This is a genomic window from Klebsiella sp., from assembly GCF_027492335.1.
GTDB classification, from domain to species: Bacteria; Pseudomonadota; Gammaproteobacteria; order Enterobacterales; family Enterobacteriaceae; genus Klebsiella; species Klebsiella huaxiensis.
In genome coordinates this window covers 1-26,702 of sequence record NZ_JAPUEW010000006.1, presented here as the reverse complement: position 1 = coordinate 26,702, position 26,702 = coordinate 1, and the positions used below count along the sequence as shown (strand labels likewise).

Sequence of the window (26,702 nt, the reverse complement as noted above, 5' to 3'; positions counted from 1 at the left end):
ATCGTACTTATAATCGCTCGTTGATAAATAATAATGTTATTGCACGGCTTGTGCGTGCTATCACCCGAGCGGCTAATAATTCGAGATTAGACTCCCAATTGTGAGCAGAATCTCGTAAACTTGTGCCGCGAAATTGATTGCTTTGATGGATTAATCACCGATTTTTCGAAAATAGTGATTAAATTAAGAATGGAAGAAGTACAGTGCATTGGTAGCTGGTAAGCCAAGGGCGGTAGCGTACCTGCGAGCTGGCATTTTCTGTCAACCACATCCCATTTCATGCGACCGAAATTCCTAAAGTTGGTTCCCCACAGGTGATTATCCTCACAACCTGTATATACTAGCGAGTTTGTCAGCAAACAAGCGTTTGCCCACTCTGGGTGAATGATAGAAAACCGTGGGTATGAAGCGCGATGGAATGGCCTTCAATAACAATTTCGCATACATTGTGTACTGCAGGTTGCTATAAAAAGCTGGCTATGGCCTGAGATACAACCAGGCCTGCACTTTCGCGTGGCCAGTCCAGAACCTGTAGGACAATCATACTTAAGGTTGGCGTCAGAGGGCGCTGCATCTAACAGTGTTCCCCATGTCGCGCCAGCTTGCGGAAACGGGGCTTAAAATGGATCTTGTACAATGATAAAAATTGCGCGAATCGCACTCGCATTAGGGCTGCTTACTTCTGCCAGCTCACTTGCCTATGCCTCTGGTCTGGTAATGAATGATAACGAACTCCGTAACGATCTGGCCTGGTTGTCCGATCGCGGAGTCATTCATCTCAGCCTGTCTACATGGCCTCTGAGCCAGGAAGAGATCAATCGAGCGGTCAAAAAAGCTAAACCATCCTACTCTTCCGAACAGGTTGTTCTGGCCCGAATTAACCAGCGGCTTTCTTCTTTGAAAGCCGATTTTCGCGTGAGCGGCTATACCTCAACGGATAAACCTGGCACTCCGCAAGGGTTTGGTCAGAACCAACCCGCAGATAGCTCATTATCATTAGCTTTTAATAATAGCGGCGAGTGGTGGGATGTTCATCTGCAAGGTAACGTTGAAGGTGATGAGCGCATAAGCAACGGTTCTCGTTTTAATGCCAACGGCGCGTACGGTGCAGTGAAATTCTGGAACCAGTGGCTCTCATTTGGCCAGATGCCGCAATGGTGGGGACCGGGATACGAAGGCAGCCTGATTCGCGGTGACGCCGCGCGCCCAATGACTGGCTTTTTAATGCAGCGTGCTGAGCAGGCCGCGCCAGAAACATGGTGGTTACGCTGGATTGGCCCGTGGCAGTATCAAATTTCCGCCAGTCAGATGAACCAATATACCGCCGTGCCACACACCAAGATTATTGGTGGGCGTCTGACTTTCACTCCGTTCCAGTCTCTTGAACTGGGCGCATCGCGCATTATGCAGTGGGGAGGGGAGGGGAGACCGGAATCGTTTAGTAATTTTTGGGATGGCCTGACGGGGAAAGATAATACCGAAGCAAACGATCCCAATGAACCAGGTAACCAGTTGGCTGGTTTTGATTTCAAGTTAAAACTGGAACCTACGTTGGGCTTGCCGATCAGTTTGTACGGTCAAATGATTGGTGAAGATGAGTCTGGTTTTTTACCTTCAGCAAATATGTTCCTTGGGGGAGTCGAAGGTCATCACGGTTGGGGCAAAGATGCCATCAACTGGTATCTTGAGGCGCATGATACTCGATCGAATATGAGTCGAACCGACTATAGCTACACGCACCATATTTATAAAGATGGCTACTACCAGCAAGGCTACTCACTCGGGGATGCGATGGGAGGTGATGGCCAACTATTCGCAGGTAAAGTCGAACTAGTGACCGAGGATAATCAACGTTGGAGCGCGCGTTTAGCATATGCGAAGGTTAACCCGGAAAATCAGCTAATTAATAAGGCGTTTCCTCGTTCGGATACTTTGAAAGGTGTACAACTGGGCTGGAGTGGTGATGTGTACAAATCGGTACGACTGAACACTTCTCTCTGGTATACCGATGCGAACCATAATGATAGCGATGACGTAGGTGCAAGCGCTGGGATAGAAATTCCATTTAATTTATAGCCTTAACACAGCTCTTGAAAAAAGACTGTTGTTGGGGGATTAGAAACTTTTGGTTTACTGATGATGTGACATTATGAAGAAAAAAATTGTTAGATTTTCGGCGTTGGCATTGGCAATAGGTTTTTTATCGGGCTGTACCATTTTGCCGGGACAGGGGTTAAATAGTCTGCGCAAGAATGTGGTTGAGCTGCCGGATAGTGATTACGACCTTGATAAATTGGTTAATGTTTATCCAATGACACCGGGCTTGGTTGATAGACTCCGCCCCGAAACAGTCTTAGCTCGTCCTAATCCACAATTAGATAATTTGCTCAAAGGTTATGAGTATCGAATTGGTGTGGGTGATGTGCTAATGGTGACGGTCTGGGATCACCCTGAATTAACAACTCCAGCGGGTCAATATCGTAGCGCTAGTGATACTGGCAACTGGGTTAATTCCGACGGAACAATATTCTATCCATATATCGGTAAAGTTCAGGTCGCTGGTAAAACATTAAGTCAAGTGAGGCAAGATATTGCAAGCCGCTTAACAACGTATATTGAAAGTCCGCAGGTTGACGTAAGTATTGCAGCATTTCGTTCTCAGAAAGTTTATGTCACGGGGGAGGTTAACAAATCTGGTCAACAACCGATTACAAATATTCCTTTGACTGTAATGGACGCAATCAATGCTGCTGGTGGATTAGCGCCAGATGCCGATTGGAGAAATGTAGTACTTACTCATAATGGAAAAGATACTAAAATATCACTTTATGCATTAATGCAAAAAGGTGATTTGACAAACAACAGATTATTGTATCCTGGAGATATTTTGTTTATTCCGAGAAATGATGATCTTAAAGTATTTGTTATGGGGGAAGTAGGTAAGCAAAGTACTATGAAAATGGATCGTAGCGGCATGACGCTAGCAGAAGCTATTGGTAATGCTGACGGAATATCACAGTCCATGAGTGATGCAACTGGAGTTTTTGTTGTTCGCCAGCTTAAAAATGATAAAAATGGTAAAATAGCGAATATATACCAGTTAAATGCCCAGGATGCATCAGCTATGGTACTTGGCACTGAGTTTCAGTTACAGCCATACGATATTGTATATGTCACGACAGCACCGCTTGTGCGTTGGAATCGCGTTATATCACAGCTTGTTCCGACAATCACTGGTGTTCATGATATGACAGAAACCGCGAAATTTATTAAAGATTGGCCATAAAATTATGTTTAATTCGATTCTTGTAGTATGTACTGGAAATATTTGTCGCTCTCCAATCGGAGAGCGTTATCTCCGTAGTGTGTTTCCGAATAAAAGAATTGACTCGGCTGGTACGAATGCGCTGGTTGGTCATGCAGCTGATGATAGTGCCGTAAAAGTTGCTGCTGAACATGGCATATCATTAGAAGGACATAAGGGAACTCAATTTACCTCGTCTCTAGGACGAAATTATGAATTAATTCTGGTAATGGATAAAAGCCATTTAGAACAAATTGGTAGAATTGCTCCTGAAGCTAGGGGGAAATCTATGTTGTTTGGTCATTGGCTTGAACAGCGAGAGATTCCAGATCCATATCGGAAAAGCCAAGAGGCATTTGCATTAGTTTATAATTTAATTGAGCAGGCTGGCAAATGCTGGACTGAAAAATTAGGCGAGTAATCTTCAGGAAAAATTGCATGTCACCAGTAATAAATAAACCACAAGCAAAAGACTCCGATGAGATCGATTTAGGTCGCCTTATCGGTGAGTTGATTGATCATCGTAAACTTATTATATCCATTACATCTTTATTTACGCTAGTAGCGTTAGCATATGCTATTTTATCAACTCCCATTTACCAAGCTGATGCGCTAATTCAGGTAGAACAAAAGCAAGCAAATGCACTACTGAGTAGTCTAAGTCAGGTGCTGCCTGATAGCCAACCTCAATCAGCACCTGAAGTTGCGTTGCTCCAGTCAAGAATGATTTTAGGTAAAACTGTTGATGATCTTAATTTACAAACGAGAGTGAAGCAGAATTATTTACCTATAGTCGGAAGAGGTTGGGCTAGATTGATGGGGGAAACTCCAGGGAATTTAAAAATTTCGCGTTTATATTTGGTTTCTTCATCTGAAGATTCACCAGAAATTATAGTTAAAGTAAAAAACAAAAAAGATTTTATTGTATCAGGAGATGATTTCTCAATTGAAGGCCATGTTGGAGAGTTAATTGAAAGTAATGGTATTTCAATTAAAATTGATGAAATTGATGCTGAACCAAATAGTAGCTTTACAGTTTCTTATGTAACGAAATTAAAAGCAATTACTGATTTGCAAGAAATACTTTCAGTCGGAGATCAAGGTAAAGATACTGGAATGTTGGCGATTTCTCTTACGGGGGCAGATCCAGAGTTGATCGTTAAGATTATTGATAACTTAAGCAATAATTACCTTGCGCAAAATATTGCAAGACAAGCGGCTCAAGACGCTAAAAGTCTAGAATTTTTAAATAATCAGTTACCAAAAGTTCGCAGCGAATTGGATTTGGCTGAGGATAAGCTTAATCAGTACAGAAGGCAGAATGACTCAGTAGATCTTTCACTTGAAGCTAAATCCGTTTTAGATCAAATTGTTAATGTAGATAACCAGTTAAATGAATTAACTTTCAGAGAATCGGAGATATCTCAACTTTATACAAAAGAGCATCCTACATATAAAGCTCTAATGGAAAAAAGAAAAACTTTACAGGATGAAAAAACAAAGTTGAATAAACGAGTTTCGGCTATGCCTGAGACTCAACAAGAGGTATTAAGATTAAGCCGAGATGTTGAATCTGGCCGCATTGTTTATATGCAGTTATTAAACAGACAGCAAGAGTTAAACATTGCAAAATCAAGTGCAATTGGTAATGTAAGAATAATTGATAGTGCAGTAACGCAACCAAAACCTGTTAAACCTAAGAAAATATTAATATTGGCTGCTGGTATTATATTTGGTATTGTATTTTCATTTGGTCTGGTTTTACTAAGAGTTGTATTGAGAAGAGGAATTGAAACTCCAGAACAGCTGGAGGAGTTAGGGATCAATGTGTATGCTAGTATCCCTGTCTCTGAAACTTTTACCAAAAAAGCTGATCAAGCAAAAGGATGGCGAAAAAAACCACAGAGCGAAATACAAGGTTTTCTTGCTATCGATAATCCTGCGGATCTTGCCATTGAAGCTATTCGAGGGTTACGAACTAGTCTACATTTTGCAATGATGGAAGCCAGAAATAATGTTCTGATGATATCAGGTGCAAGTCCTAATGCAGGCAAAACGTTCGTAAGCTCAAACCTTGCGGCTGTTATTGCACAAACAGGTAAAAAGGTTCTTTTCATTGATACAGACATGAGGAAAGGTTACACGCACAAACTATTCAACATTAGCAATGATAATGGATTGTCTGATGTGCTCTCTGGTAAAGTTGAGAAAGAAAAATCTATAAAATCAGTAAATACTGCTGGTTTTGATTTTATATCCAGAGGAATTGCCCCTCCAAATCCAGCAGAATTACTTATGCACAAACGATTTGGTGAACTAGTTTCGTGGGCAAGTCAGAACTATGATATTGTTGTATTAGATACACCACCGATTCTGGCCGTAACAGATGCAGCAGTCATAGGTCACTATGCCGGGACAACATTACTAGTCGCTCGCTTTGAATTAAATACAGCTAAAGAAATTGATGTTAGTATTAAACGATTTGAACACAGTGGTGTAATTGTTAAAGGATGTATTCTGAACGGTATAGTTAAAAAAGCTAGTAGCTATTATGGCTATGGATATAGTCATTATGGATATAGTTATACAGAAGATAAATGAGTTAGCTAACCGGGCTTAACAAGCTCGGTTTCTTTTTTCCCCTCTGTAAATACGTAATAATTAATTATCAATAACAATTAGTATCTGAAATAATGAGAGGATATTATGACGCTTCTCGGCAGGAATTTTTTAGTAAGTTCAGCTCTTGCCCTATCTGATTTATTTAGTTTTATAATTTCGGCATATTTAGCTATGGGGTTATTAACAATAACCTCTACAAATTACAATGATATTGTTCCTGCAAATCAAATAGAGGAATGGTTGGCTTTACATTGGGTACTTGCATTTAGTTGTGTTGGATGGTACTCAGTTAGATTAAGACACTATTTTTACCGTAAAACTTTCTGGTTCGAATTAAAAGAAATACTGCGTACATTGGTTATATTCGCGATTATTGAGATCGCAGTCATGGCATTTACAACTTGGACGTTTTCTCGTTTCCTCTATATCATAACATGGTGTTTTATACTATTTTTTGTACCTTCATTTAGAATGTTAACCAAGAGAATTCTAGATTTTTTTGGTTACTGGCAACGTGAAACGTGGGTTATAGGGAGCGGCTCTAATGCTTATGAAGCATATAAAGCGATAAGTAGCGAGAGAAATCTTGGATTATTAATTGTTGGTTTTATTGAAAGTCCTGGGGGAGTAAGTCAAGGGCAATATATAGATGGTGTGCCTGTATTATCAAATGAGTTAGAATGGTTATCATCGGTAGATAAGAAAACTCAGTTTATTGTTGCAGTTGAATCCAGTCAAAGTGATATACGAAATACTTGGTTAAGAAATTTTATGATTAAAGGATATCGTTATGTTTCGGTAATTCCGACACTTCGAGGAATGCCTTTAGATAGTACTGATATGTCATTTATTTTCAGCCATGAGGTTATGATCTTCAGGGTTCAGCAGAATTTAGCAAAATGGTCCTCAAGGATAATTAAACGTTTTTTTGACATTATAGGCTCACTGTCTATTATCATTATTCTTTCACCTGTTTTAATTTATATTAGCAAAAAAGTAAAAAAAGATGGTGGCCCTGCCATTTATGGGCATGAAAGAATCGGGAAAGGAGGAGCATCGTTTAAGTGCTTGAAATTTCGGTCGATGGTTATTAATTCTAAAGAAGTTCTTGCTGAACTACTAGACAAAGACGATGCGGCCAGAAAAGAATGGGATGCAACATTTAAATTAAAAAATGATCCGCGCATCACTGCTATCGGACATTTTTTACGAAGAACAAGCCTTGATGAATTACCTCAACTTTTCAATGTACTCAAGGGTGAAATGAGTTTGGTTGGTCCAAGACCAATTATTACTGCAGAACTTGAAAGATATAATGATGAAGTTGACTATTATTTGTTGAGCAAACCAGGAATGACTGGTTTGTGGCAGGTTAGTGGAAGAAGTGATGTAGATTATGAAACAAGAGTTTATCTTGATGCATGGTACGTTAAAAATTGGTCAATGTGGAATGATATAGCTATTCTTTTTAAAACAATAAACGTTGTATTAAAAAAAGACGGTGCTTATTAGATGAATTATGTACAAACGAATTACGCACATAAGCGAATTTTGCATATTGCTGAAACCACAATGGGTGGGGTTGGCACTATCATTAATGGATTGACTAAGAATAAATTAGCTTATTGCAGTGTCATTTGTCCAGAACAACAAAGCGGAATGATTGAATGTGAGAAAAAGATTACTTTTGAAAGAACAGGAAGAAATGTAAAATCTTTTTTTAATCTTGCAGTTACTGTTTTTAAAGAGCTTAGAAAAAATAAGTACAGTACAATACATATCCATAGTTCATTTGCAGGTGTAATAATTCGTTCGCTTTTTCTATTTAAAATACTAGACAGGAAGAAATACTTTGTGGTTTTTACGCCTCATTGCTTCTCATTTATTATGAATGTTAGTGCATCTAAAAAGAGAATATATTCTTTCATCGAAAAAATATTGTCTCACCAGAATGATGTTATTACTACAAATAGTGTTTTTGAGTATGAACAAGCTATACAAAATGGTATTAATAAAGATAGATTAAAGATTGTTTATAATGGTGTAAGCTTTAATAAGATAGCAAAACATGGCTTAACTTCAAGCAATAGTGTTATCAATATTCTTTTTGTTGGGCGGTTTGACCGACAAAAAGGATATGATTATTTGACCCAAATTATACAGAGGTTAGATAAAGATAAGTTTTTTTTTAATATTGTTGGAGATGCAGTTCATGATAACATCTGCAAGGTAGATTCCAAAAACGTATTGTATCATGGCTGGAAAAAGAAAGATGAATTATGCGATTTTTTTTCAAGTAATGACTTCTTAATTATGCCGAGTAGATGGGAGTCGTTTGGGTTGGTTGCTGTGGAAGCTCAAATGAACGGCCTGCCAGTTCTTGCAAATAACACAAGCTCGCTGCCTGAAGTAGTGCTCGATAAAAAAACGGGGATATTAATTGATTTCAATAATATATCTACTGTCATAGATTTCATAAGCGCACATGACTCATCTTTTTGGAATAGTATGCGAAGTGAATGCATGGATTTTGCTCATGAAAAATTTCATGAAGAGAAGATGGTTAACGAATATTTAAATTTATATAAGTAATGGTGTTAAAAAATGGAAATAGCTGCAATTATTGTTACATATAATCCAGATGTTAATGTGCTTGAAAATTTAGTTACAGCATTGTGTCAGCAAGTAGAAAAAGTAATCATTGTAGACAATAACTCAGAAAATCACAATGAGATAGTGTACTTTGATAATAAAGTTTCTGTTATAAAAGAAGATATGAATATTGGACTAGCTAAGGCACAAAATATTGGTATAAAAAAAGTGATTGATGTATGTAGCCATGTTTTGATCTTTGATCAAGATAGTGCTATAGATTCTAACTTTGTTGAAAAGCAATTAAAGTGTGAAGCTGAACTATTGAGTCAAAATATTAAATTGTCTGCTGTGGGTCCGACATTTATTGATGAAGAAACAAAATATGAATATCCAGCAACTGTATACAAAGGTCCATTTATTAAACATATCGATATTAAGGATAGCCCTGTTAAGGCAACTTTTGTCATAGCCTCAGGTTCGCTTATAAGAACTTCAGTCCTAAAAGATGTTGGATTAATGCTGGATGATTTTTTCATTGATTTTGTGGATGTAGAATGGTGTATACGAGCCAACGGGAAAGGATATTCTTGTTTTATTAATCCTTACATAAAGATGTCACACTGTATTGGCGAACGACGAATTAAACTTTTTGGCCGTATGATCTCTATGCATTCTGATTTTAGAAAGTTCTATATATACCGAAATGGTCTTTATATGATTAGATTACCATATGTACCATTAGGGTATAAGTTAAGAGTATTTGTTTTTAATATTATAAGAAGTATGTTAGGGGTTTTAACTAGTACTGATAAAAAGCAAAGCCTTAAAGCGACAATAAAAGGCTGGGCTTGCGGTTTTTCTAAATTTCGTAGAGTATCACAATGATGCATCTTCTAATTCTGTCTCTAATTTTAAACGATAAGTTTAATATACTCAATTGGTAAAGTGATGACTTTATTTATTGTTAATTTAATTTTATTATTATGTGCAATTAAAGAAAATGAACGCTTATATAAATTATCATTAATACTTATTGCTGCATGTTTTATATTATCATTTGGAAGAAGTTATGATTGGATTAACTATTATGATGTATACATAAATATTAATGATTATGGTATTGTAAACTTACCGTTTGAGCCTGGGCTTTTCTGGGTCATGAAAATATTTGATAGTGTAGGATTACCATTTTCAATTCTTAACGGGTGTATGGAGCTGTTTATATTTTATTCGGTTTATCAGTTCTGTAAAGACAAGGAGAATAAATCTTTATCTCTTTTTATTCTGTTCGCGATCATGGGAAATACTCTGCTTACAGAACAGATACGTCAGGGGCTGGCGTTTGCTATAATTCTTCGTTTTTATTATTTATTTGAAGAGAAAAAAAATCTAAAGTCATGTTTGGTTATTTTAATTGCAATGCTCTTTCATATGTCTGCTGTTATATGCTTTTTATTTTTTCCTTTAAATAAAAAAGATGGAATGCCCAGCATAATCAAATTTTCAATCTATTGTGTTGCTTTTTTAATTGTTTCTTATTTTTTATGGTTAAAGCCAGATTTAGTCTCAAGTATTGGTATTTTATACGGGAAGTTAGTCGATTACAAAAACTCATATACGGAAGGTTTTGTTTCATGGAGTAACTTATATGAGTCCAAAGTACTTATACTATATTTGGCTATATTAACTCTGACATTTATAATTCGCAGAAAGAAAAAGAACACATGTGGAGTTGGAATTGACTCATCTATTAAAGCATTAATATTTATGTCGTTAACGAAGATAACTGTTTTCTTTGGGCGTTTTCAATACTTTATGTTACCAATATTTATATCTGGAATCGATAAGTATTTTACATCATCATCGCCTAGACGAATATCTTTTTATAAGATTCTATTGTTAGTAATTCTTTACTTTATATCGTTAACTCCTTTCTGGAGTAATACTTATGTGCATTCAATGAATGATCCAGTTTATTTGTTTTCAAGTAAAAGTGATATTAGTAGCACGATAAATAGACGCTGTGCAGCATTGCATGCTTATGATAAAACTAATAATGCAATTATTAGGTGTAGATAAAATCGCTAGGATGAAAGAATGAGTGACGTTTATAGTATTACTGTTGTTATCCCAACAATTGGACGTGAAAGTATTTATTTATCAATAGACTCAGTATTATCGCAAACACATAAGGTAACAAAAATAATAGTCTGTTATGATGGAAATGAATTTGATAAGTTTCATCAAGCTTTAGAGTCTCATTATAATAAATTATTTTTTAATAAAGTTATTGCTTTATTGAACGTTGGACCATTTTCAGGCGGGAACGTTGCCAGGCAACGTGGAATAGAAAGTGCTAGTAGTCAATTTATTGCGTTACTTGACGATGATGATATTTGGGAGGTAAATCATTTAGAGGACTTAGTATCGTTAATAACTGCTGGGACAGAAAACATTTTACTCTCATCATGCGCAACTATAATTGAAGTTGGGAAAAGGGACCTAATTGTTCCACCACGTCTTATAAACCATGGTGAATCAATACCCAATTATTTATTTCGTGTTAATGGAATTAAACTTGATTGTGGGTTCATTCAATCTTCATTAATGCTTTTTTCGAGAGAACTTGCGATTTTAGTCCCATTTGATACGAAGTTAAAGTACCATCAGGATATAGACTGGCTTTTACGACTAACGTATAGCGATATAAATTTTTCATACATTCAATCACCAAAACATACTGTGAAATATATGTCTACACCTTTTAGTGTGTCAAAAAAAATATCCAGTATGGATTCTATTTCTTGGGCCAGTCGTAGTTTCAAAGATCTAAGATTACTAGGAGATTTTGTACTTACTCAATCTTATAACTATGCAAAGAGCAACGGTTCGGTTTTAGACGAAATTCGAGTTCTAATTTGGTCTCTTTGTAACGCTAAACCTTCTTTCTATGCAGTAATACGCTTTTTCTTGAAATTTTCACGGTTTGATTCCATATTAAAAAAACTATTTCAATAAAAATGGAGTATAGTTAACCTATTATAAGGTGAATAATGAATACATTAATTACTGTGATTTTATATGGAAAAAGGCCGGTTGAGTCTTTAACTTTGAATAAATTATTAGATATAAATTATGATGAATATGAATTGATGTTAGTTAATAATGGGCCCGATTTAATTGATTGTAATGATTCATTTTTAGAGTTGCTATCTTCAAAAAAAATAAAAATCTCACTTTTTAATTTTATTGAGAATAAACCTCTTAGTCTTATTTATAACCAAGTGTTAAATGACAATGAGTTATTCGATCGTTTTATTTTTTTTGATGACGATTCTGAATTAGATGATGACTTTTTTGGAACCATAAATTCTGCATATGTAGATGGGGTGGATTTGCAATTACCTCTTATACTTGATGGCGGTATCGCGTATTATCCAGTTGTAGATGGTGTCATTTTCCAAGGCGATGTTTCTACAGGTTTTTTAACGAAGTATAATGAATTGTTTTCAATTGGTTCTGGATTAATCATATATTCAAATCTAATAAAGAAATTTAAAAAAATAAACATGAGTCTCTTCGACGAAAATTTTGCTTTGTACGGTGTTGATTATAGCCTGTTTCGCAGAATATCTATTCTGAAAAAAAAATATAAGGAAGACATTAAAATCTCAATTTGTTCTAAAATTAATCATTCTTTATCAAGAACGGATTCTAAATTTTCTCCGTCGCGTCATAGAGAACGCTTAATAGATATTGTATTAACTGAAAGACATTATTCAAAAGTTGCTGTTAAATCTTTTATAAAGTTGATTAATCTTTCTTTAATTGAGTTGTTAAAATTTAGATTCAGTAATATTTATTTAATTGTGTCCACTTACCTAAGAGGTCATCATCCGAGATGCAGATAAAATATTTTCATTGTGCTTGTTGATAATTATTTATTAATAAATGTGTAGGCTTTAAATGTATTACCTATTATTCGGTTGAGATGTAATTAACCATATGCTCCATAGTTATTCCTAATTGGGAACAACATGTTAATATTAACCTACTGAATTCAGAGAAGTCGTCTCAATGAGTAAACATATGGATGCGTTACGAAACAGGTCGTTCAAAAATATAATTTGGTTATCGGGCGACAGCATATTTCGAATGGGCTTGGGTTTTTTGGTATCAGTGTGGTTAGCTCGATATTTAGGTCCTGAACATTTCGGACTTTATAACTATGCTTTAGCGATAATTACTATCTTTGTATCTGTAGCTTCGTTAGGGATGAATGGTGTTGTAGTCCGAGAACTAATAAAAGATGAGCACTCGACTTCGACTATTATGGGTACTTCTTGCTTACTACAGATGGTAGGGAGTATATTTTCTAGTATTCTTGTGCTATTAACAATTTATATTCTTAAACCTGATAATTGGGATCTTTTTTTAGCTGCTTTGGTAATGATACCATCTGTGCTTTTGAGAACGTCTGATATTTTTAAGTATTGGTTTGAGTCGCAAGTCCAGGCTAAATACACTGTCTTAGCTCAAAGTATCGCTTTCTTCTCTAGCTCGGTATTTAAAATATTAGTAATATGCTATGGTGGTTCATATATATATATATGTGCCTCAGTATCTTTTGAGGCTTTTATCCTTACATTAGCGTTATTCTTTTTTTACTCAAAAAAAGGGATAAATAAAAATTGGAACTATAATTTATCAGAAGCAAAGCGATTATTATCGATTAGCTGGCCTTTGATTATATCAGGCGTCGCATTTATGCTTTATATGCGAATAGATCAAGTTATGATTGGTAATATGTTGGGTGCCTCTGCTGTAGGTGTATATTCAGTTGCGGTAAAAATGGTTGAGGTTTGGTATTTTTTCCCTATAGCAATCGTAAGTTCTTTATTTCCTAAGATTATTAAGTTAAGACAGGAAAGTCTCGAAAAATACCATGAGAGATTGCAGTTTCTTTACGATATATTAGTTGTTATTAGTGTATTGATTGCATTGTCTGTTACTTTATTTTCTGATTTTATTATCGGCCTGTTTTATACAAAAGATTATGCAGCTGCATCTTCAGTTATTAAAGTATATTCATGGATAAGTATCTTTTATTTTTTAAGCTCAGCAAGCGGTCGTTGGTATATAAATGAAGGCTTACAAAAGTATGCATTGAATAGAAATATTCTTGGGTTAATAATGGGCGTTGTTCTTAATTACTATTTAATTCCGATATATGGGATTATAGGCTCAGTATACGCAACATTAATTGCCTATGCTTGTGCTGGCTATCTTTTTGACTGTCTTACACATCATACAAGAATTTCATTTATCCAAAAAACGAAAGCTCTTTGGTTGCCCGGTACATTTGTCAGATTGTTTCTTGTGTTTAAAGGTGGATTTAAATAAATGAAAAAGTATGTTGTTTTATATGGTGCGTTTGACCGCTATAATTATGGCGATAATTTAATGCCAATTTTGCTCGAGCGTTTTTTTTTGAGTGGCTATGTAGATGGTTTAACAAATTATGAATTTATTTACGCTTCTATTAATTCTTCAGATTTAAGTGGCTATAAGTGCAAGGTTACTGTTCCAATTAAATCTCTGCTTCAAAATGATATTAATTATAATATCATAATCGTCGGTGGGGAAGTAATGGGTGCTGATATTGGAACTTTATTTACTCATGTCCAAAAAAATGTTTTTTATGCAAGAATGATTAATCTTGTAAAAAAAATATCACCTAGTTTAGTTAATATATATGCGAAGTTTTTTTACCCTGCGGTTTGGGATTATCCATACATTCCTCATAAATCATCATTCAAAGGTAATGTTAAAGTAATTTATAATACAGTAGGGGGTATTCCTCAGAGGTCTCAATGGGAATATGTTAAAAATGCTGATTATATTTCTGTAAGGGATCAGCGCTCCTATGATGGAGCGAAAGAATTTTGTAATCTGAATCTAATTCCAGATTCAGTTTTGATCGCTTCTAAATTAGTTGATGATGTTTTCTTTTCTAAAAATGTGAGAGAAAATATTATTTCTCTCTGTAAAGAAAATCAATTTATCACTATTCAGGCTTGCCCTTATAAGGTGAAATTTACTGCAAAAGAGATGGCGTCTGTCTTGGATACTATTAAGCAACAAAAAGCACTAGATGTAATTTTGTTACCTATAGGTTATGCAAGTGGACATGATGATTCTATTTTTCTTGAGGAAGTTAGAAAATATTCGAAAGAAGAAATAACGCTTCTAGATGAACTAAATGTATGGGAGATTATGTATGTAATTTCTAAATCTAAAGCGTTTTACGGTACCAGTTTGCATGGTGTTATTACCGCTATGTCATTTGGCATCCCTCACTACTGTATTAACTCTGATATTAAGAAACTAACATCTTTTCTTAAAACTTGGAGTATATCACCCTTTAATGAACCTTTAGAAATAGATGGTGTATATAAATCTTTAGACTTCATTGACGGATACGATAATACCCATTTAATTCGAAGTGTCGAGTATACTCAAGAGTTAATTATTTCAAGTTTAAATGAGATAGTTAATATATTAGAGTGATTGGTTCCATCTTCTTTATCTGAGATTGTGATATGACACGAATTTATCTTTGGCTTCCGTTACTGTTTTCGTTGATCTCCTTTTCCTCCTTTGGTGAGAATAAAGATTTTTATTATGGCGTTGGTCTTCTTCCTAATCGCACTGATTTAAGTTCTGGGCAGTTGTTTGAGCTAATGCAGAAATATAAGATTTCTTCATTCCGTGTTGACTATTTTTGGAGTCGTGTGGAGCAAAAAAAAGGAGTTTATGAACTAACTGATAAGCGATTGGATAATTTAGTGAAAAATTCTGCAAAAATTAATATTAACCCTCTGTTGATTTTAGATTATGGTAACAATAATTATGGCGGAGGACGACCCGTAAATACAAGAGATGTCAATGCATATGCAAACTACTCTGCTTGGGTTGTTGAACATTATAATAAAAATGTTCATCTATATGAGATATGGAACGAATGGTGGCATGCGCGACATGGTGATAATTACCCAGCCTTAACTAATTCATCTGCAATTGATTACTTTAATTTAGTTCGTGCTGCGTCAATTAAGATTAAAGAAAAGAACCCTCAGGCTATAATACTTGTGGGCAGCTTTAATCCTTTTAAGAAAGAACAACTCGCATGGGCTGAGTCTTTAGTAAAATTGGGTGTTTTGAATTATGCTGATGGGTTGTCTATTCATCCTTATTCGCAAGATGAGCCTTCTAAAGACTTTTCTCGATTAGATGATTTTTATGAGTCCATGAAAAAATTAACAGGAAAAGATAATATTGATCTTTATATTACTGAAATGGGGTATTCTGATTTTTCGGGAAGTAAATTAACCGATAATGAGATTGCGCGTTATATTCCTGAATATTATTCGTTAGCTAGAAGTCGTTCATATATAAAAGGGATGTGGTGGTATAGTTTTATCAATGATGGATATGATAAATCTAATAGAGAACATAATTTTGGTTTGCTAGACAAAAATCTTAAACAAAAATCAAGTATGATGGGGTTTATTGAAACAATACGGTAGACCATAATTTTAGATTCGTTGTTGATTGCGCTCTTCAATAGTCCTCATTTTTTCCTATATGTCTTTGTCCCTTTACGATAACATAATCATCACATTTAAGCTGCGAACAAGTCGCAGTGACCACACCTGACAGGAGTATGTAATGTCTAAGCAACAGATCGGGGTTGTCGGTATGGCAGTGATGGGTCGCAACCTCGCGCTCAACATTGAGAGCCGTGGTTATACCGTCTCCGTTTTCAACCGCTCCCGTGAAAAGACTGAAGAAGTGATTGCCGAGAATCCAGGCAAGAAACTGGTCCCACACTATACAGTGCAAGAGTTTGTTGAATCGCTCGAAACTCCACGCCGTATCCTGTTAATGGTAAAAGCGGGCGCTGGCACTGATAGTGCCATCGACTCTCTGAAGCCGTACTTGGACAAAGGGGATATCATCATTGATGGTGGCAATACCTTCTTCCAAGATACCATTCGTCGTAATCGTGAACTTTCTGCTGATGGCTTCAACTTTATTGGTACTGGCGTATCAGGCGGGGAAGAGGGCGCTCTGAAAGGTCCTTCTATTATGCCTGGTGGGCAGAAAGAAGCTTATGAACTGGTTGCTCCAATTCTTAAGCAGATTGCTGCCGTCGCAGAAGATGGTGAGCCGTGTGTAACCTATATTGGTGCGGATGGTGCTGGTCATTATGTAAAAATGGTCCACAACGGCATTGAATACGGTGACATGCAGCTGATTGCTGAAGCTTACGCTTTACTGAAAGGTGGACTGGCACTTTCTAACGAAGAATTGGCACAAACCTTCACCGAGTGGAATGAAGGTGAGCTGAGTAGCTATCTGATAGACATCACCAAGGACATCTTCACCAAAAAGGATGAAGAGGGTAAATACCTGGTTGATGTGATTTTGGACGAAGCCGCTAACAAAGGCACCGGTAAATGGACCAGCCAGAGTTCTCTGGACCTGGGTGAGCCTTTATCGCTGATTACTGAGTCTGTATTCGCTCGCTATATCTCCTCTCTGAAAGAGCAGCGTGTTGCAGCGTCAAAAGTTCTGACTGGACCGCAAGCAAAGACTGCTGATGATAAAGTCGAGTTTATTGAGAAAGTACGTTGCGCTCTGTATCTGGGCAAGCTTGTCTCTTACGCTCAGGGCTTCTCTCAACTGCGTGCGGCGTCTGATGAATACAAATGGGATCTGAACTACGGTGAGATCGCTAAAATCTTCCGTGCTGGCTGCATCATTCGCGCTCAGTTCCTGCAGAAGATCACTGATGCCTATGAGCAGAATGCTACTATCGCTAACTTGTTGCTGGCCCCTTACTTCAAGCAAATTGCTGATGACTATCAGCAAGCGTTGCGCGATGTCGTTGCCTATGCGGTGCAGAATGGTATTCCGGTTCCAACCTTCTCTGCGGCCATTGCTTACTACGATAGCTATCGTTCCGCAGTTCTGCCTGCCAACTTGATTCAGGCTCAGCGTGACTACTTCGGTGCCCATACTTATAAGCGTACCGATAAAGACGGTATATTCCATACCGAGTGGATGGAATAAATAATTCTACAATAATTAGCCCGAGATAATTATCTCGGGCATTTGAATTTATTGATAAATAAATATTTTTCCATTGTCTTTTTTTATAGCTCTAATTTGTAAGCATTCTATCTAAATATGCTTTAAATGGTTTTTATATTTAAAGTGAACGCTTGTAATATCTATTTATTCTTGGTAATTAAAGGTAAATTAAATATGAAGATCCTTGTCACTGGTGGCGCTGGATTTATTGGTTCTGCAGTTGTTCGTCATATTATTGAAAACACCTCCGATATTGTTCGTGTTATTGATTGTCTTACTTATGCAGGTAACCTTGAGTCCCTGGCTCCAGTATCCGGTCATGAACGCTATTCCTTTTCCCAGACAGATATCACAGATGCCGCAGCGGTAACGGCGCAGTTCAGCGAATTCCGTCCGGATATCGTGATGCATTTGGCTGCTGAGAGTCATGTTGACCGCTCTATTGATGGCCCTGCAGCCTTTATCCAGACCAACCTGATTGGTACCTTCACCCTTCTGGAAGCAGCCCGTCACCACTGGTCTACTCTTGATGATGTGCAGAAACAGGCTTTCCGCTTCCACCATATTTCTACTGATGAAGTTTATGGTGATCTGCACGGTACCGATGATCTGTTCACCGAAGAGACTCCGTACGCGCCAAGTAGCCCGTACTCTGCCTCCAAAGCCGGTAGTGACCATCTGGTTCGTGCCTGGAACCGCACCTACGGCCTCCCGGTGGTGGTGACCAACTGCTCTAATAACTACGGCCCGTATCACTTCCCAGAAAAACTTATTCCACTGACCATCCTCAATGCGCTCGCCGGGAAACCGCTGCCGGTCTACGGCAACGGTGAACAAATTCGTGACTGGCTATATGTGGAAGATCACGCCAGGGCACTTTACAAAGTTGCAACCGAGGGGCAGAGCGGTGAAACATATAACATCGGTGGACACAATGAGCGTAAAAACATTGATGTCGTGCGCACCATCTGCGCCATTCTCGATAAAGTGGTTGAGCAGAAGCCGGGCAATATCAGCCAGTTTGCCGATCTGATTACGTTTGTGAAAGACCGTCCGGGTCATGACCTTCGTTATGCCATTGATGCGGCGAAAATTCAGCGCGATCTGGGCTGGGTGCCGGAAGAGACCTTTGAAAGCGGAATTGAAAAAACGGTCCACTGGTATCTGAACAACACGACATGGTGGCAGCGCGTGCTGGATGGCTCCTATGCCGGTGAACGTCTTGGCCTGAACAACTAAAAAGGAAAGAAGCATGAAAGGTATTGTACTGGCCGGCGGCTCCGGCACGCGTTTATATCCGATCACCCAAGGCGTATCTAAGCAACTGCTGCCAATTTATGATAAGCCTATGATTTACTATCCGGTCTCAGTGCTGATGCTGGCAGGGATCCGCGATATCCTGATCATCACCACGCCGGAAGATATGCCAGCATTCCAGCGGTTGCTAGGTGATGGCTCACAGTTTGGTGTTAACTTCAGTTACGCCATTCAGCCATCGCCAGATGGCCTGGCGCAGGCCTTTATCATCGGTGAGAAGTTTATCGGTAATGATTCTTGTGCGTTAGTCTTGGGCGATAACATTTATTTCGGCCAGAGCTTTGGCCGAAAACTGGATGCGGCCGCCAGCAAAACATCGGGTGCTACCGTATTCGGTTATCAGGTTCTCGATCCAGAACGTTTTGGCGTAGTAGAGTTTGACGAGAACTTTAAGGCGCTGTCGATTGAAGAGAAACCGCTGAAGCCGAAATCAGACTGGGCGGTGACTGGCCTCTATTTTTACGATACGGATGTGGTGGAGATGGCCAAAGAAGTTAAACCATCCGAGCGTGGTGAGCTTGAAATCACCACCCTGAACCAGATGTATCTGGACCGAGGCGATCTGCAGGTAGAGCTGCTGGGCCGTGGCTTCGCATGGCTTGATACCGGTACACACGACAGCCTGATTGAAGCCTCGCAGTTTATCCATACCATCGAAAAACGTCAGGGAATGAAAGTCGCCTGTCTGGAAGAAATTGCTTACCGCAATCAATGGCTAAGTGCCGAAGGTGTAGCTAAACAGGCTGAGCGTCTGAAGAAAACCGAATACGGTGCGTACCTCAAACGTCTGCTTAACGAACACTAATGGCTGCCGGTCATAAACAGGGTATTAACCTATGAAAATTTTGCTGATTGGTAAAAATGGTCAGGTTGGCTGGGAACTGCAGCGTTCGTTATCCACGCTGGGCGAGGTGGTTGCCGTGGATTTTTTTGATAAAGATCTGTGCGGTGATCTGACTAATCTGGAAGGGATTGCTCAGACCGTGCGTACGGTAAAACCGGATGTTGTTGTGAATGCAGCTGCGCATACGGCTGTGGACAAAGCTGAAAGCGAACGGGAGCTGTCCGACCTGCTGAATGACAGAGGTGTGGCGGTGCTGGCAGCAGAGTCAGCGAAGCTGGGTGCACTAATGGTGCACTACTCAACGGACTATGTGTTTGATGGTCAGGGCACTCACTATCGTCAAGAAGATGAGGCAACAGGTCCGCTGAACGTATATGGTGAAACCAAACGTGCCGGAGAGATTGCGCTGGAGCAGGGTAATCCGCGGCATCTGATTTTCCGTACCAGCTGGGTATATGCCACCCGAGGGGCAAATTTTGCCAAAACGATGTTGCGTCTGGCAGGTGAGAAAGAATCACTGTCGATTATTAACGATCAGTATGGCGCACCAACTGGTGCAGAGCTGCTGGCGGACTGCACGGCAATAGCTATACGCGAAGAGCAGCGCAATCGCGATGTTGCAGGGACTTATCACCTGGTCGCCAGTGGGGAAACCAGCTGGTATGACTACGCGAAATTTGTCTTTGAGGTGGCGCGCGCGCAGGGTACGGAGCTGGCGATTAAAGAAGTGAGCGGTATCCCGACCACGGCCTATCCGACACCCGCAAAACGTCCGCTGAACTCGCGCCTGTCAAACGAGAAATTTCAGCGCGTATTTGGTGTGACGTTACCGGACTGGCGTCAGGGTGTGGGGCGTGTGGTAACTGAAGTTCTGGGTAAGTAAACGGGCAGACAAGATATGAATATTATTAAGACAGATATCCCTGAAGTGCTTATTTTTGAACCGCGTGTTTTTGGTGATGCACGTGGTTTTTTCTTTGAAAGCTTCAGCAGCAAAGTATTTGATGAAGCTGTCGGGCGGAAAGTCGAGTTTGTGCAAGATAACCACTCTCAGTCACAAAAAGGAGTCCTGCGCGGGTTGCATTACCAGCTTGATCCACATGCTCAAGGGAAACTTGTGCGCTGCATTGAAGGTGAAGTTTTTGACGTAGCAGTTGATATTCGCCGTTCTTCACCGACTTTTGGCCAATGGGTCGGGGCGGTACTGAGCGCGGAAAACAAGCGTCAGCTGTGGATCCCGGAAGGATTTGCCCATGGCTTTATGGCGCTGAGTGAGACGGTACAGTTTGTGTATAAAGCGACTAATTACTACGCACCGCAGTCAGAGCGCAGTATTATCTGGAATGATCCACAAATTAACATTCAGTGGCCTGAGATTTCAGATTGTTCTCTTTCTTTATCGGATAAAGATTTGCAGGCTCATACCTTAGAGACTGCAGAAGTATATAAATAGTTATTGAATATTACTTACCTTACTGGATAGGTTTATTTTAGGCCTATCCAGTATTTTAGATGTCGTTTAATAGTATTTACTCCATCTCGACCTTGCTTGACTTACAACCCTTCTAAGAGTAGAAATATCAACAGTTTTGATTAATTAGCGGCCACCCGCCGCCGTCCAGTTAACTGATTAAAGTGTGATCGAATGAAAATTACAATTTCCGGTACCGGTTATGTTGGTCTATCGAATGGCATCCTGATTGCGCAGAACCACGAGGTGGTTGCACTGGATATCATTCAATCTAAAGTTGATATGATTAACCAAAAGGTCTCCCCGATCGTCGATAAGGAGATCCAGGAATATCTGGCGGAAAAACCGTTGAATTTTCGTGCAACAACTGACAAGCATGATGCCTATCATAATGCTGATTATGTCATTATCGCCACGCCGACTGATTACGACCCAAAAACAAATTACTTTAATACCTCAACCGTTGAAGCCGTTATTCGTGATGTCACGGAAATTAATCCTAATGCGGTAATGATTATTAAATCAACAATTCCCGTCGGTTTTACGCGTGATATTAAAGAGCGTCTGGGGATTGATAATGTTATTTTCTCTCCAGAGTTCCTGCGTGAAGGTCGTGCGTTATACGACAACCTGCATCCATCCCGCATCGTTATTGGTGAGCGTTCAGAACGCGCAGAACGTTTTGCTAACCTGCTGAAAGAAGGGGCGATTAAGCAGGATATCCCGACGCTGTTTACCGACTCTACTGAAGCAGAAGCAATTAAGTTATTTGCGAACACCTATCTTGCATTGCGCGTGGCTTACTTTAATGAGCTGGATAGCTATGCTGAGAGCCAGGGCCTGAACAGCAAGCAGATTATTGAAGGTGTTTGCCTCGATCCGCGTATCGGCAATCACTACAACAATCCTTCGTTTGGCTACGGCGGCTACTGTCTGCCTAAGGATACCAAGCAGCTGCTGGCAAACTACGAATCCGTGCCGAATAACATCATTGGCGCAATCGTTGATGCTAACCGCACACGTAAAGATTTTATTGCTGATTCTATCCTTGCGCGTAAGCCTAAAGTTGTTGGCATCTACCGCCTGATTATGAAGAGTGGCTCTGATAACTTCCGTGCTTCATCGATTCAGGGCATCATGAAGCGTATCAAGGCCAAAGGCATCCCGGTCATCATTTATGAGCCAGTGATGCAGGAAGATGAGTTCTTTAACTCTCGCGTCGTGCGTGACTTTGATGCTTTCAAACAAGAAGCTGATGTTATTGTTTCCAACCGCATGGCTGAAGAATTATCGGATGTAGCCGAGAAGGTTTATACCCGCGATTTGTTTGGCAGCGACTAATCTCTCCTCTGACCGGTGGTTTTCGCTGCCGGTCAGAAATTTTCACCAGTGCTTTCTCCCTCCTGAGCTGTTCAGTTATTCGCCTGGCAAATCATCCCATTTTTCTTCCCTGACTAAACACCCAAAAAACGTGACCCCGCTTGTATTCTTTAATCGATCATCTTGCCGTAATCATTGAGGTCGGATATGTTAAATCTACCTTGTGAAGAGCTACCGTCACTGAGATGTAGATGCTGGAGATAAGCGCCGGAAGGTAAAACAGAGCCTGCTTGCAGGCTTTTGTTATTTCTGAATCCAGGATTCTGGAAGCTGCAACTCCCAATCGTGCGATGCACTCCTGGTCAATGTTTGCTCGGTGGATGGGCAGGGGGCATTGTGGGAAGCTGCAATATTAGTGGCTTATAATGCACCTGTAGTCATATACCCGTCATACTTCAAGTTGCATGTGCGTTGGCTGCGCTCGTTCACCCGAGTCACTTACCAGAGTAAGCTCATCGGGATTCACTCTCTTGCCGCCTGCCTGCAACTCGAATTATTTAGGGTATAGAGATGTATTATTGATGTCTTAATACATAATATCGATTTCCGATAGCTGAATAACTTAAGGTTATCACCACTACCAATTTCCCAATGCCAGCTGATAAAGACCGTACAGCTCCCCACCGCTGGCAGTGTTTTATTCTTATATTATTATTTCCTATGCCAGCATTATAATTATATTAATTTTTCGTTTCACCACTTGCGCTTGTTAAATGTTAGTTTGGTTTTTTTCTGATCTTTGAGATAAGAAATCAGAAAGAAAACTGAAACAATCAGTAGGATGGCAGCAACGACCAAGAAAAAAATATTTTCCATGATACATACCAGATTGGGAGTAATGTTATAAGTCCATTTGCCTGAGCACTTATGATACATCTGCTAAAGTTTGCTTTAGCTTGATTAACATAACCTAAGTTTAAGAAAATTCCTATATGCTATGTGTGGTATTTATCAGGAAAGAATATAACACTTTTTCTATGATTTTTTACTGAATCCTGAACCCGTAGTCATTATTTTTTATGGATTAAAAACCTGTCTTTTACAGATATTGTGAGATTATAGGCTGCATGGGAGGTGGCAGAAGAGAGGGGGAATATGAGGTTACGATAAAAAATATTTCCAATTAGTTTATTCTTGGTTGACTTTGGCAAGATTTAGTCGGTTTTATGAACATTGCACATAAGTCGAGTCCGATCAGTGAGACTAACTAAACAAGGCCTTTGAATGACGTTTCCCCCCGGCGTAAAAAAGCCGCAATGTAGACACTGCGGCTTATCGTTTGCTATCTCCGGATATTACGCTTTGTAATATGCCTTATACCAATCAACGAAATTCTTCACTCCCTGCCTGACCGTTGTCTGCGGTCTGAATCCAACCATATCATACAGCGGTTTGGTGTCGGCACTGGTTTCCAGTACATCTCCGGGTTGAATCGGCATCATATTCTTCTCAGCCTTCATCCCTAAAGCCTCTTCCAGCGCAGTGATGTAATCCATTAGCTCAACGGGTGAACTATTACCGATGTTATAAACGCGATATGGGGCTGAGCTGTCTGCTGGCGAACCCGTCTCAACCGTCCACTCAGGGTTGGCTTGCGGAATGATATCCTGCATGCGTACTATCGCCTCGACGATATCGTCAATATAAGTGAAGTCGCGCTTCATTTTCCCATAGTTGTATACATCAATACTCTTCCCTTCCAGCATAGCCTTCGTGAACTTGAACAGCGCCATGTCCGGCCGACCCCATGGGCCATAAACGGTAAAGAATCGCAGTCCGGTAGTTGGGATCCCGTAAAGGTGGGAGTAGGTATGCGCCATCAGTTCGTTTGCTTTCTTGGTGGCCGCATACAGTGAAACCGGGTGATCAACCGAATCGTCGGTTGAGAATGGCATCTTGCGGTTTAAACCATAGACCGAGCTGGATGAGGCATATAACAGATGTTCGACTTTGTTATGTCGGCAACCTTCCAGTATGTTCAGATAACCAATCAGGTTGGAATCAGCGTAAGCGAACGGGTTTTCCAGGGAATAACGCACGCCAGCCTGGGCGGCGAGGTGGATCACTCGATTAAACTTCTCACTAGCGAAAAGTTGAGCCATACCTTCACGATCGGCCAGATCAATTTTGTGAAAACTGAACAGGGGAGATTGCAGTAAGTCCAGGCGAGACTGTTTAAGATTGACGTCGTAGTAGTCGTTCATATTGTCGATACCGACAACCTCATGACCCGCCTCCAGAAGGCGCCTGCACGCATGAAAACCGATAAATCCTGCGGCTCCAGTCACTAAAAACTTCATATTTATCCTCCGGGTTTGCTGTGCCCCGCTCAATATAATCATCGATTTTACACTGGCTTGCCGCGTGGATCACCCGCTTTCCCAGTGCAGGCTACGTTGTTGCTATAGATGTGGCCAGTTAGAAGGGCCTCTGAAGGTTCAAAGTCATGTGGTTATTGGTAAATAATAATTATTATCATCATTCAGTGAGGTTAGCATTCAAATAATAACATTGTGGTTTTTATGCTTTGAAATGATTTGTTTGTACATTGAATGCGCTATCAATAGCGTTAAGCTGATGCGGTTTTATATTGTTAGAAATTATGTATTCTCCGAGTGTTTCCGCAGGAATCATTCGTGAATTCCATTTGTTTAATTTTTTACATTATGTAACCACCTGTTTTTAATCATGTTGTGTAATTTTTTTTGTGTGGTTCAATTGATTGCCTTTGATCATTCATTCTTTTTGTGAATTAATTATTAAGCTTTTCCATTTTTATTCTGACTAACCAGCGCTATACTACGCAGATAATTCATCTGCTTGGTGTATGTGTTGTTGGCGTATGATCTATCTATCCCATCTTCTGGAACATATCGTGAGCGTTTTACCCAAAAAGATAGTCGATCTGCTTTGGTCAGATGTTGTTGGCCAAAAGTGGGGCCTGGCCTTATGTTGCAACTCCGCGGTTTATTCCACCATTCAGATTTTTTCTCAGGGTACTTCCCACACTGACATCACGTCGCCTCGATTCACTTTAACTGCTGGTAGCGGCAGGACCTTGTTATTACTAAATGAGAAAGTCCTGATAGATGTCCGGCCTATAAACGGGGAGAGTATCTATCGTTTTTTGGCGGGTTGAATTTGCGGTTGTAGTTTGAAAACAGAGATATGGCAGCTGGCATATCTCTGTTTTTAGTTTTACTGAGCACTCAGGCAGAGCTTGCTAGCGACAAGTTAGTTAGCGTTCTTCTTACGTGGCTTGAGGATTAGCTTAGCTGGTGTTGGCGCAGCTTCTGCGGCTTATACCGTGAAATTGTGGGCATAGCGATAAAGCCTGACGCGATTTGGTTGCGATAGCCAAGGGCGGTAGCGTGCTCAAAATATAGTCTGAAGTCAGAAGTCTCCGGTTAATTGATAGTAAACAAAACGATTATTTATTTAAGGATTTTATCATGTTACTTCCTGTGATTATGGCTGGTGGCACCGGTAGCCGCCTGTGGCCGATGTCCCGTGAGCTCTACCCAAAACAGTTCCTGCGACTGTACGGGCAGAACTCCATGTTGCAGGAAACCATCTCGCGCCTCTCCGGGCTGGATATCCATGAGCCCATGGTCATCTGCAACGAAGAGCACCGTTTTCTGGTAGCCGAACAGCTGAGACAGCTCAATAAGCTGTCGAAAAATATCATCCTTGAGCCGGTGGGCCGCAATACCGCCCCGGCCATCGCGCTCGCGGCATTGCAGGCCACGCAGAATGGCGATGACCCGCTGATGCTGGTGCTGGCGGCTGACCATATCATTAATAATCAGCAGGTCTTCCACGACGCCATCCGCGTGGCGGAACAGTACGCGCAGGACGACCACCTGGTGACCTTCGGCATTGTGCCGAACACCCCGGAAACCGGCTACGGTTATATCCAGCGTGGCGATGCGCTGAGTGAGGGGGAACACACGCCTGTAATGGCTCAATAGTAATGTCCGCCTGTGGCTCAATTCAGATGTCCGCGCTAT

At 39.8% G+C, this 26,702-nt stretch carries 21 protein-coding genes and 1 pseudogene; 20 read left to right on the top strand and 2 right to left on the bottom strand.

Annotation, left to right across the window (positions count from 1 at the left end; all coding sequences use genetic code 11):
- Positions 1-636: 636 nt before the first annotated feature.
- The 19 genes from QVF11_RS01500 (at position 637) to ugd (ending at position 22,653) form a co-directional block, all read left to right on the top strand.
- The gene (locus QVF11_RS01500) at positions 637-2,076 is read left to right on the top strand and encodes a capsule assembly Wzi family protein (RefSeq protein ID WP_287855001.1); all 1,440 of its coding nucleotides are present in this window, start codon (positions 637-639) and stop codon (positions 2,074-2,076) included.
- Between the two features lie 73 nt (positions 2,077-2,149).
- The gene (locus QVF11_RS01495) at positions 2,150-3,286 is read left to right on the top strand and encodes a polysaccharide export protein (protein ID WP_287854999.1); all 1,137 of its coding nucleotides are present in this window, start codon (positions 2,150-2,152) and stop codon (positions 3,284-3,286) included.
- A gap of 4 nt (positions 3,287-3,290) precedes the next feature.
- Positions 3,291-3,725, top strand: coding sequence for an arsenate reductase/protein-tyrosine-phosphatase family protein (locus QVF11_RS01490; RefSeq protein WP_287854997.1), 435 nt, complete (start codon positions 3,291-3,293; stop codon positions 3,723-3,725).
- Between the two features lie 17 nt (positions 3,726-3,742).
- The gene (locus QVF11_RS01485; protein ID WP_287854995.1) at positions 3,743-5,905 is read left to right on the top strand and encodes a polysaccharide biosynthesis tyrosine autokinase; all 2,163 of its coding nucleotides are present in this window, start codon (positions 3,743-3,745) and stop codon (positions 5,903-5,905) included.
- Between the two features lie 105 nt (positions 5,906-6,010).
- Entirely contained in the window at positions 6,011-7,438 is a 1,428-nt protein-coding gene (wbaP, locus tag QVF11_RS01480) for an undecaprenyl-phosphate galactose phosphotransferase WbaP (protein ID WP_287854994.1), read from the top strand.
- Positions 7,439-8,518, top strand: coding sequence for a glycosyltransferase family 4 protein (locus QVF11_RS01475; RefSeq protein WP_287854992.1), 1,080 nt, complete (start codon positions 7,439-7,441; stop codon positions 8,516-8,518).
- A 12-nt stretch (positions 8,519-8,530) separates the two neighbouring features.
- Positions 8,531-9,406, top strand: coding sequence for a glycosyltransferase family 2 protein (locus QVF11_RS01470; protein ID WP_287854990.1), 876 nt, complete (start codon positions 8,531-8,533; stop codon positions 9,404-9,406).
- A gap of 63 nt (positions 9,407-9,469) precedes the next feature.
- Positions 9,470-10,600, top strand: a complete 1,131-nt coding sequence (locus tag QVF11_RS01465) for an EpsG family protein (RefSeq protein WP_287854989.1) — start codon at positions 9,470-9,472, stop codon at positions 10,598-10,600.
- Between the two features lie 18 nt (positions 10,601-10,618).
- Positions 10,619-11,539 carry a glycosyltransferase family 2 protein gene (locus QVF11_RS01460; protein WP_287854987.1) on the top strand — a complete coding sequence of 307 codons (921 nt, stop codon included), beginning with the start codon at positions 10,619-10,621 and terminating at the stop codon, positions 11,537-11,539.
- A gap of 35 nt (positions 11,540-11,574) precedes the next feature.
- Entirely contained in the window at positions 11,575-12,432 is an 858-nt protein-coding gene (locus tag QVF11_RS01455; RefSeq protein ID WP_287854985.1) for a hypothetical protein, read from the top strand.
- A gap of 166 nt (positions 12,433-12,598) precedes the next feature.
- Entirely contained in the window at positions 12,599-13,924 is a 1,326-nt protein-coding gene (locus tag QVF11_RS01450) for a flippase (protein WP_287854984.1), read from the top strand.
- Positions 13,925-15,091: a polysaccharide pyruvyl transferase family protein gene (locus QVF11_RS01445; protein ID WP_287854982.1), complete on the top strand. Its 1,167-nt coding sequence runs from the start codon at positions 13,925-13,927 to the stop codon at positions 15,089-15,091.
- A gap of 32 nt (positions 15,092-15,123) precedes the next feature.
- Positions 15,124-16,110 carry a glycosyl hydrolase gene (locus QVF11_RS01440; RefSeq protein ID WP_287854981.1) on the top strand — a complete coding sequence of 329 codons (987 nt, stop codon included), beginning with the start codon at positions 15,124-15,126 and terminating at the stop codon, positions 16,108-16,110.
- A gap of 142 nt (positions 16,111-16,252) precedes the next feature.
- Complete coding sequence (gene gndA, locus QVF11_RS01435; protein ID WP_287854979.1) at positions 16,253-17,659, top strand: NADP-dependent phosphogluconate dehydrogenase; 1,407 nt, start codon at positions 16,253-16,255, stop codon at positions 17,657-17,659.
- A 195-nt stretch (positions 17,660-17,854) separates the two neighbouring features.
- The gene (gene rfbB / locus QVF11_RS01430) at positions 17,855-18,919 is read left to right on the top strand and encodes a dTDP-glucose 4,6-dehydratase (protein WP_287854978.1); all 1,065 of its coding nucleotides are present in this window, start codon (positions 17,855-17,857) and stop codon (positions 18,917-18,919) included.
- A gap of 13 nt (positions 18,920-18,932) precedes the next feature.
- The gene (gene rfbA, locus QVF11_RS01425; protein ID WP_201357101.1) at positions 18,933-19,802 is read left to right on the top strand and encodes a glucose-1-phosphate thymidylyltransferase RfbA; all 870 of its coding nucleotides are present in this window, start codon (positions 18,933-18,935) and stop codon (positions 19,800-19,802) included.
- A gap of 31 nt (positions 19,803-19,833) precedes the next feature.
- Positions 19,834-20,724 carry a dTDP-4-dehydrorhamnose reductase gene (rfbD, locus tag QVF11_RS01420; RefSeq protein ID WP_287854976.1) on the top strand — a complete coding sequence of 297 codons (891 nt, stop codon included), beginning with the start codon at positions 19,834-19,836 and terminating at the stop codon, positions 20,722-20,724.
- A 15-nt stretch (positions 20,725-20,739) separates the two neighbouring features.
- The gene (rfbC, locus tag QVF11_RS01415; protein ID WP_287854975.1) at positions 20,740-21,294 is read left to right on the top strand and encodes a dTDP-4-dehydrorhamnose 3,5-epimerase; all 555 of its coding nucleotides are present in this window, start codon (positions 20,740-20,742) and stop codon (positions 21,292-21,294) included.
- 192 nt (positions 21,295-21,486) lie between these two features.
- Positions 21,487-22,653 carry a UDP-glucose 6-dehydrogenase gene (gene ugd, locus QVF11_RS01410; protein ID WP_287854973.1) on the top strand — a complete coding sequence of 389 codons (1,167 nt, stop codon included), beginning with the start codon at positions 21,487-21,489 and terminating at the stop codon, positions 22,651-22,653.
- Between the two features lie 732 nt (positions 22,654-23,385).
- Here ugd and QVF11_RS01405 read toward each other — a convergent pair.
- Entirely contained in the window at positions 23,386-23,508 is a 123-nt protein-coding gene (locus tag QVF11_RS01405) for a small membrane protein (RefSeq protein WP_142512903.1), read from the bottom strand.
- 479 nt (positions 23,509-23,987) lie between these two features.
- On the bottom strand, positions 23,988-24,992 hold the full coding sequence (locus QVF11_RS01400) for an NAD-dependent epimerase (protein ID WP_142512902.1): 1,005 nt from the start codon (positions 24,990-24,992) through the stop codon (positions 23,988-23,990).
- Between the two features lie 1,152 nt (positions 24,993-26,144).
- On the opposite strand from QVF11_RS01400, the pseudogene QVF11_RS01395 reads away from it, so the two are divergent.
- Positions 26,145-26,648, top strand: a pseudogene (locus tag QVF11_RS01395) (mannose-1-phosphate guanylyltransferase); the annotation flags it as partial.
- Positions 26,649-26,702 lie beyond the last annotated feature (54 nt).

What these genes read in the sequence shown, in the direction of transcription:
- QVF11_RS01500 (WP_287855001.1), top strand. Translation starts at nt 637, where the DNA reads ATGATAAAAATTGCGCGAATCGCACTCGCATTAGGGCTGCTTACTTCT.
- QVF11_RS01495 (WP_287854999.1), top strand. Translation starts at nt 2,150, where the DNA reads ATGAAGAAAAAAATTGTTAGATTTTCGGCGTTGGCATTGGCAATAGGT.
- QVF11_RS01490 (WP_287854997.1), top strand. Translation starts at nt 3,291, where the DNA reads ATGTTTAATTCGATTCTTGTAGTATGTACTGGAAATATTTGTCGCTCT.
- QVF11_RS01485 (WP_287854995.1), top strand. Translation starts at nt 3,743, where the DNA reads ATGTCACCAGTAATAAATAAACCACAAGCAAAAGACTCCGATGAGATC.
- wbaP (WP_287854994.1), top strand. Translation starts at nt 6,011, where the DNA reads ATGACGCTTCTCGGCAGGAATTTTTTAGTAAGTTCAGCTCTTGCCCTA.
- QVF11_RS01475 (WP_287854992.1), top strand. Translation starts at nt 7,439, where the DNA reads ATGAATTATGTACAAACGAATTACGCACATAAGCGAATTTTGCATATT.
- QVF11_RS01470 (WP_287854990.1), top strand. Translation starts at nt 8,531, where the DNA reads ATGGAAATAGCTGCAATTATTGTTACATATAATCCAGATGTTAATGTG.
- QVF11_RS01465 (WP_287854989.1), top strand. Translation starts at nt 9,470, where the DNA reads ATGACTTTATTTATTGTTAATTTAATTTTATTATTATGTGCAATTAAA.
- QVF11_RS01460 (WP_287854987.1), top strand. Translation starts at nt 10,619, where the DNA reads ATGAGTGACGTTTATAGTATTACTGTTGTTATCCCAACAATTGGACGT.
- QVF11_RS01455 (WP_287854985.1), top strand. Translation starts at nt 11,575, where the DNA reads ATGAATACATTAATTACTGTGATTTTATATGGAAAAAGGCCGGTTGAG.
- QVF11_RS01450 (WP_287854984.1), top strand. Translation starts at nt 12,599, where the DNA reads ATGAGTAAACATATGGATGCGTTACGAAACAGGTCGTTCAAAAATATA.
- QVF11_RS01445 (WP_287854982.1), top strand. Translation starts at nt 13,925, where the DNA reads ATGAAAAAGTATGTTGTTTTATATGGTGCGTTTGACCGCTATAATTAT.
- QVF11_RS01440 (WP_287854981.1), top strand. Translation starts at nt 15,124, where the DNA reads ATGACACGAATTTATCTTTGGCTTCCGTTACTGTTTTCGTTGATCTCC.
- gndA (WP_287854979.1), top strand. Translation starts at nt 16,253, where the DNA reads ATGTCTAAGCAACAGATCGGGGTTGTCGGTATGGCAGTGATGGGTCGC.
- rfbB (WP_287854978.1), top strand. Translation starts at nt 17,855, where the DNA reads ATGAAGATCCTTGTCACTGGTGGCGCTGGATTTATTGGTTCTGCAGTT.
- rfbA (WP_201357101.1), top strand. Translation starts at nt 18,933, where the DNA reads ATGAAAGGTATTGTACTGGCCGGCGGCTCCGGCACGCGTTTATATCCG.
- rfbD (WP_287854976.1), top strand. Translation starts at nt 19,834, where the DNA reads ATGAAAATTTTGCTGATTGGTAAAAATGGTCAGGTTGGCTGGGAACTG.
- rfbC (WP_287854975.1), top strand. Translation starts at nt 20,740, where the DNA reads ATGAATATTATTAAGACAGATATCCCTGAAGTGCTTATTTTTGAACCG.
- ugd (WP_287854973.1), top strand. Translation starts at nt 21,487, where the DNA reads ATGAAAATTACAATTTCCGGTACCGGTTATGTTGGTCTATCGAATGGC.
- QVF11_RS01405 (WP_142512903.1), bottom strand. Translation starts at nt 23,508, where the DNA reads ATGGAAAATATTTTTTTCTTGGTCGTTGCTGCCATCCTACTGATTGTT.
- QVF11_RS01400 (WP_142512902.1), bottom strand. Translation starts at nt 24,992, where the DNA reads ATGAAGTTTTTAGTGACTGGAGCCGCAGGATTTATCGGTTTTCATGCG.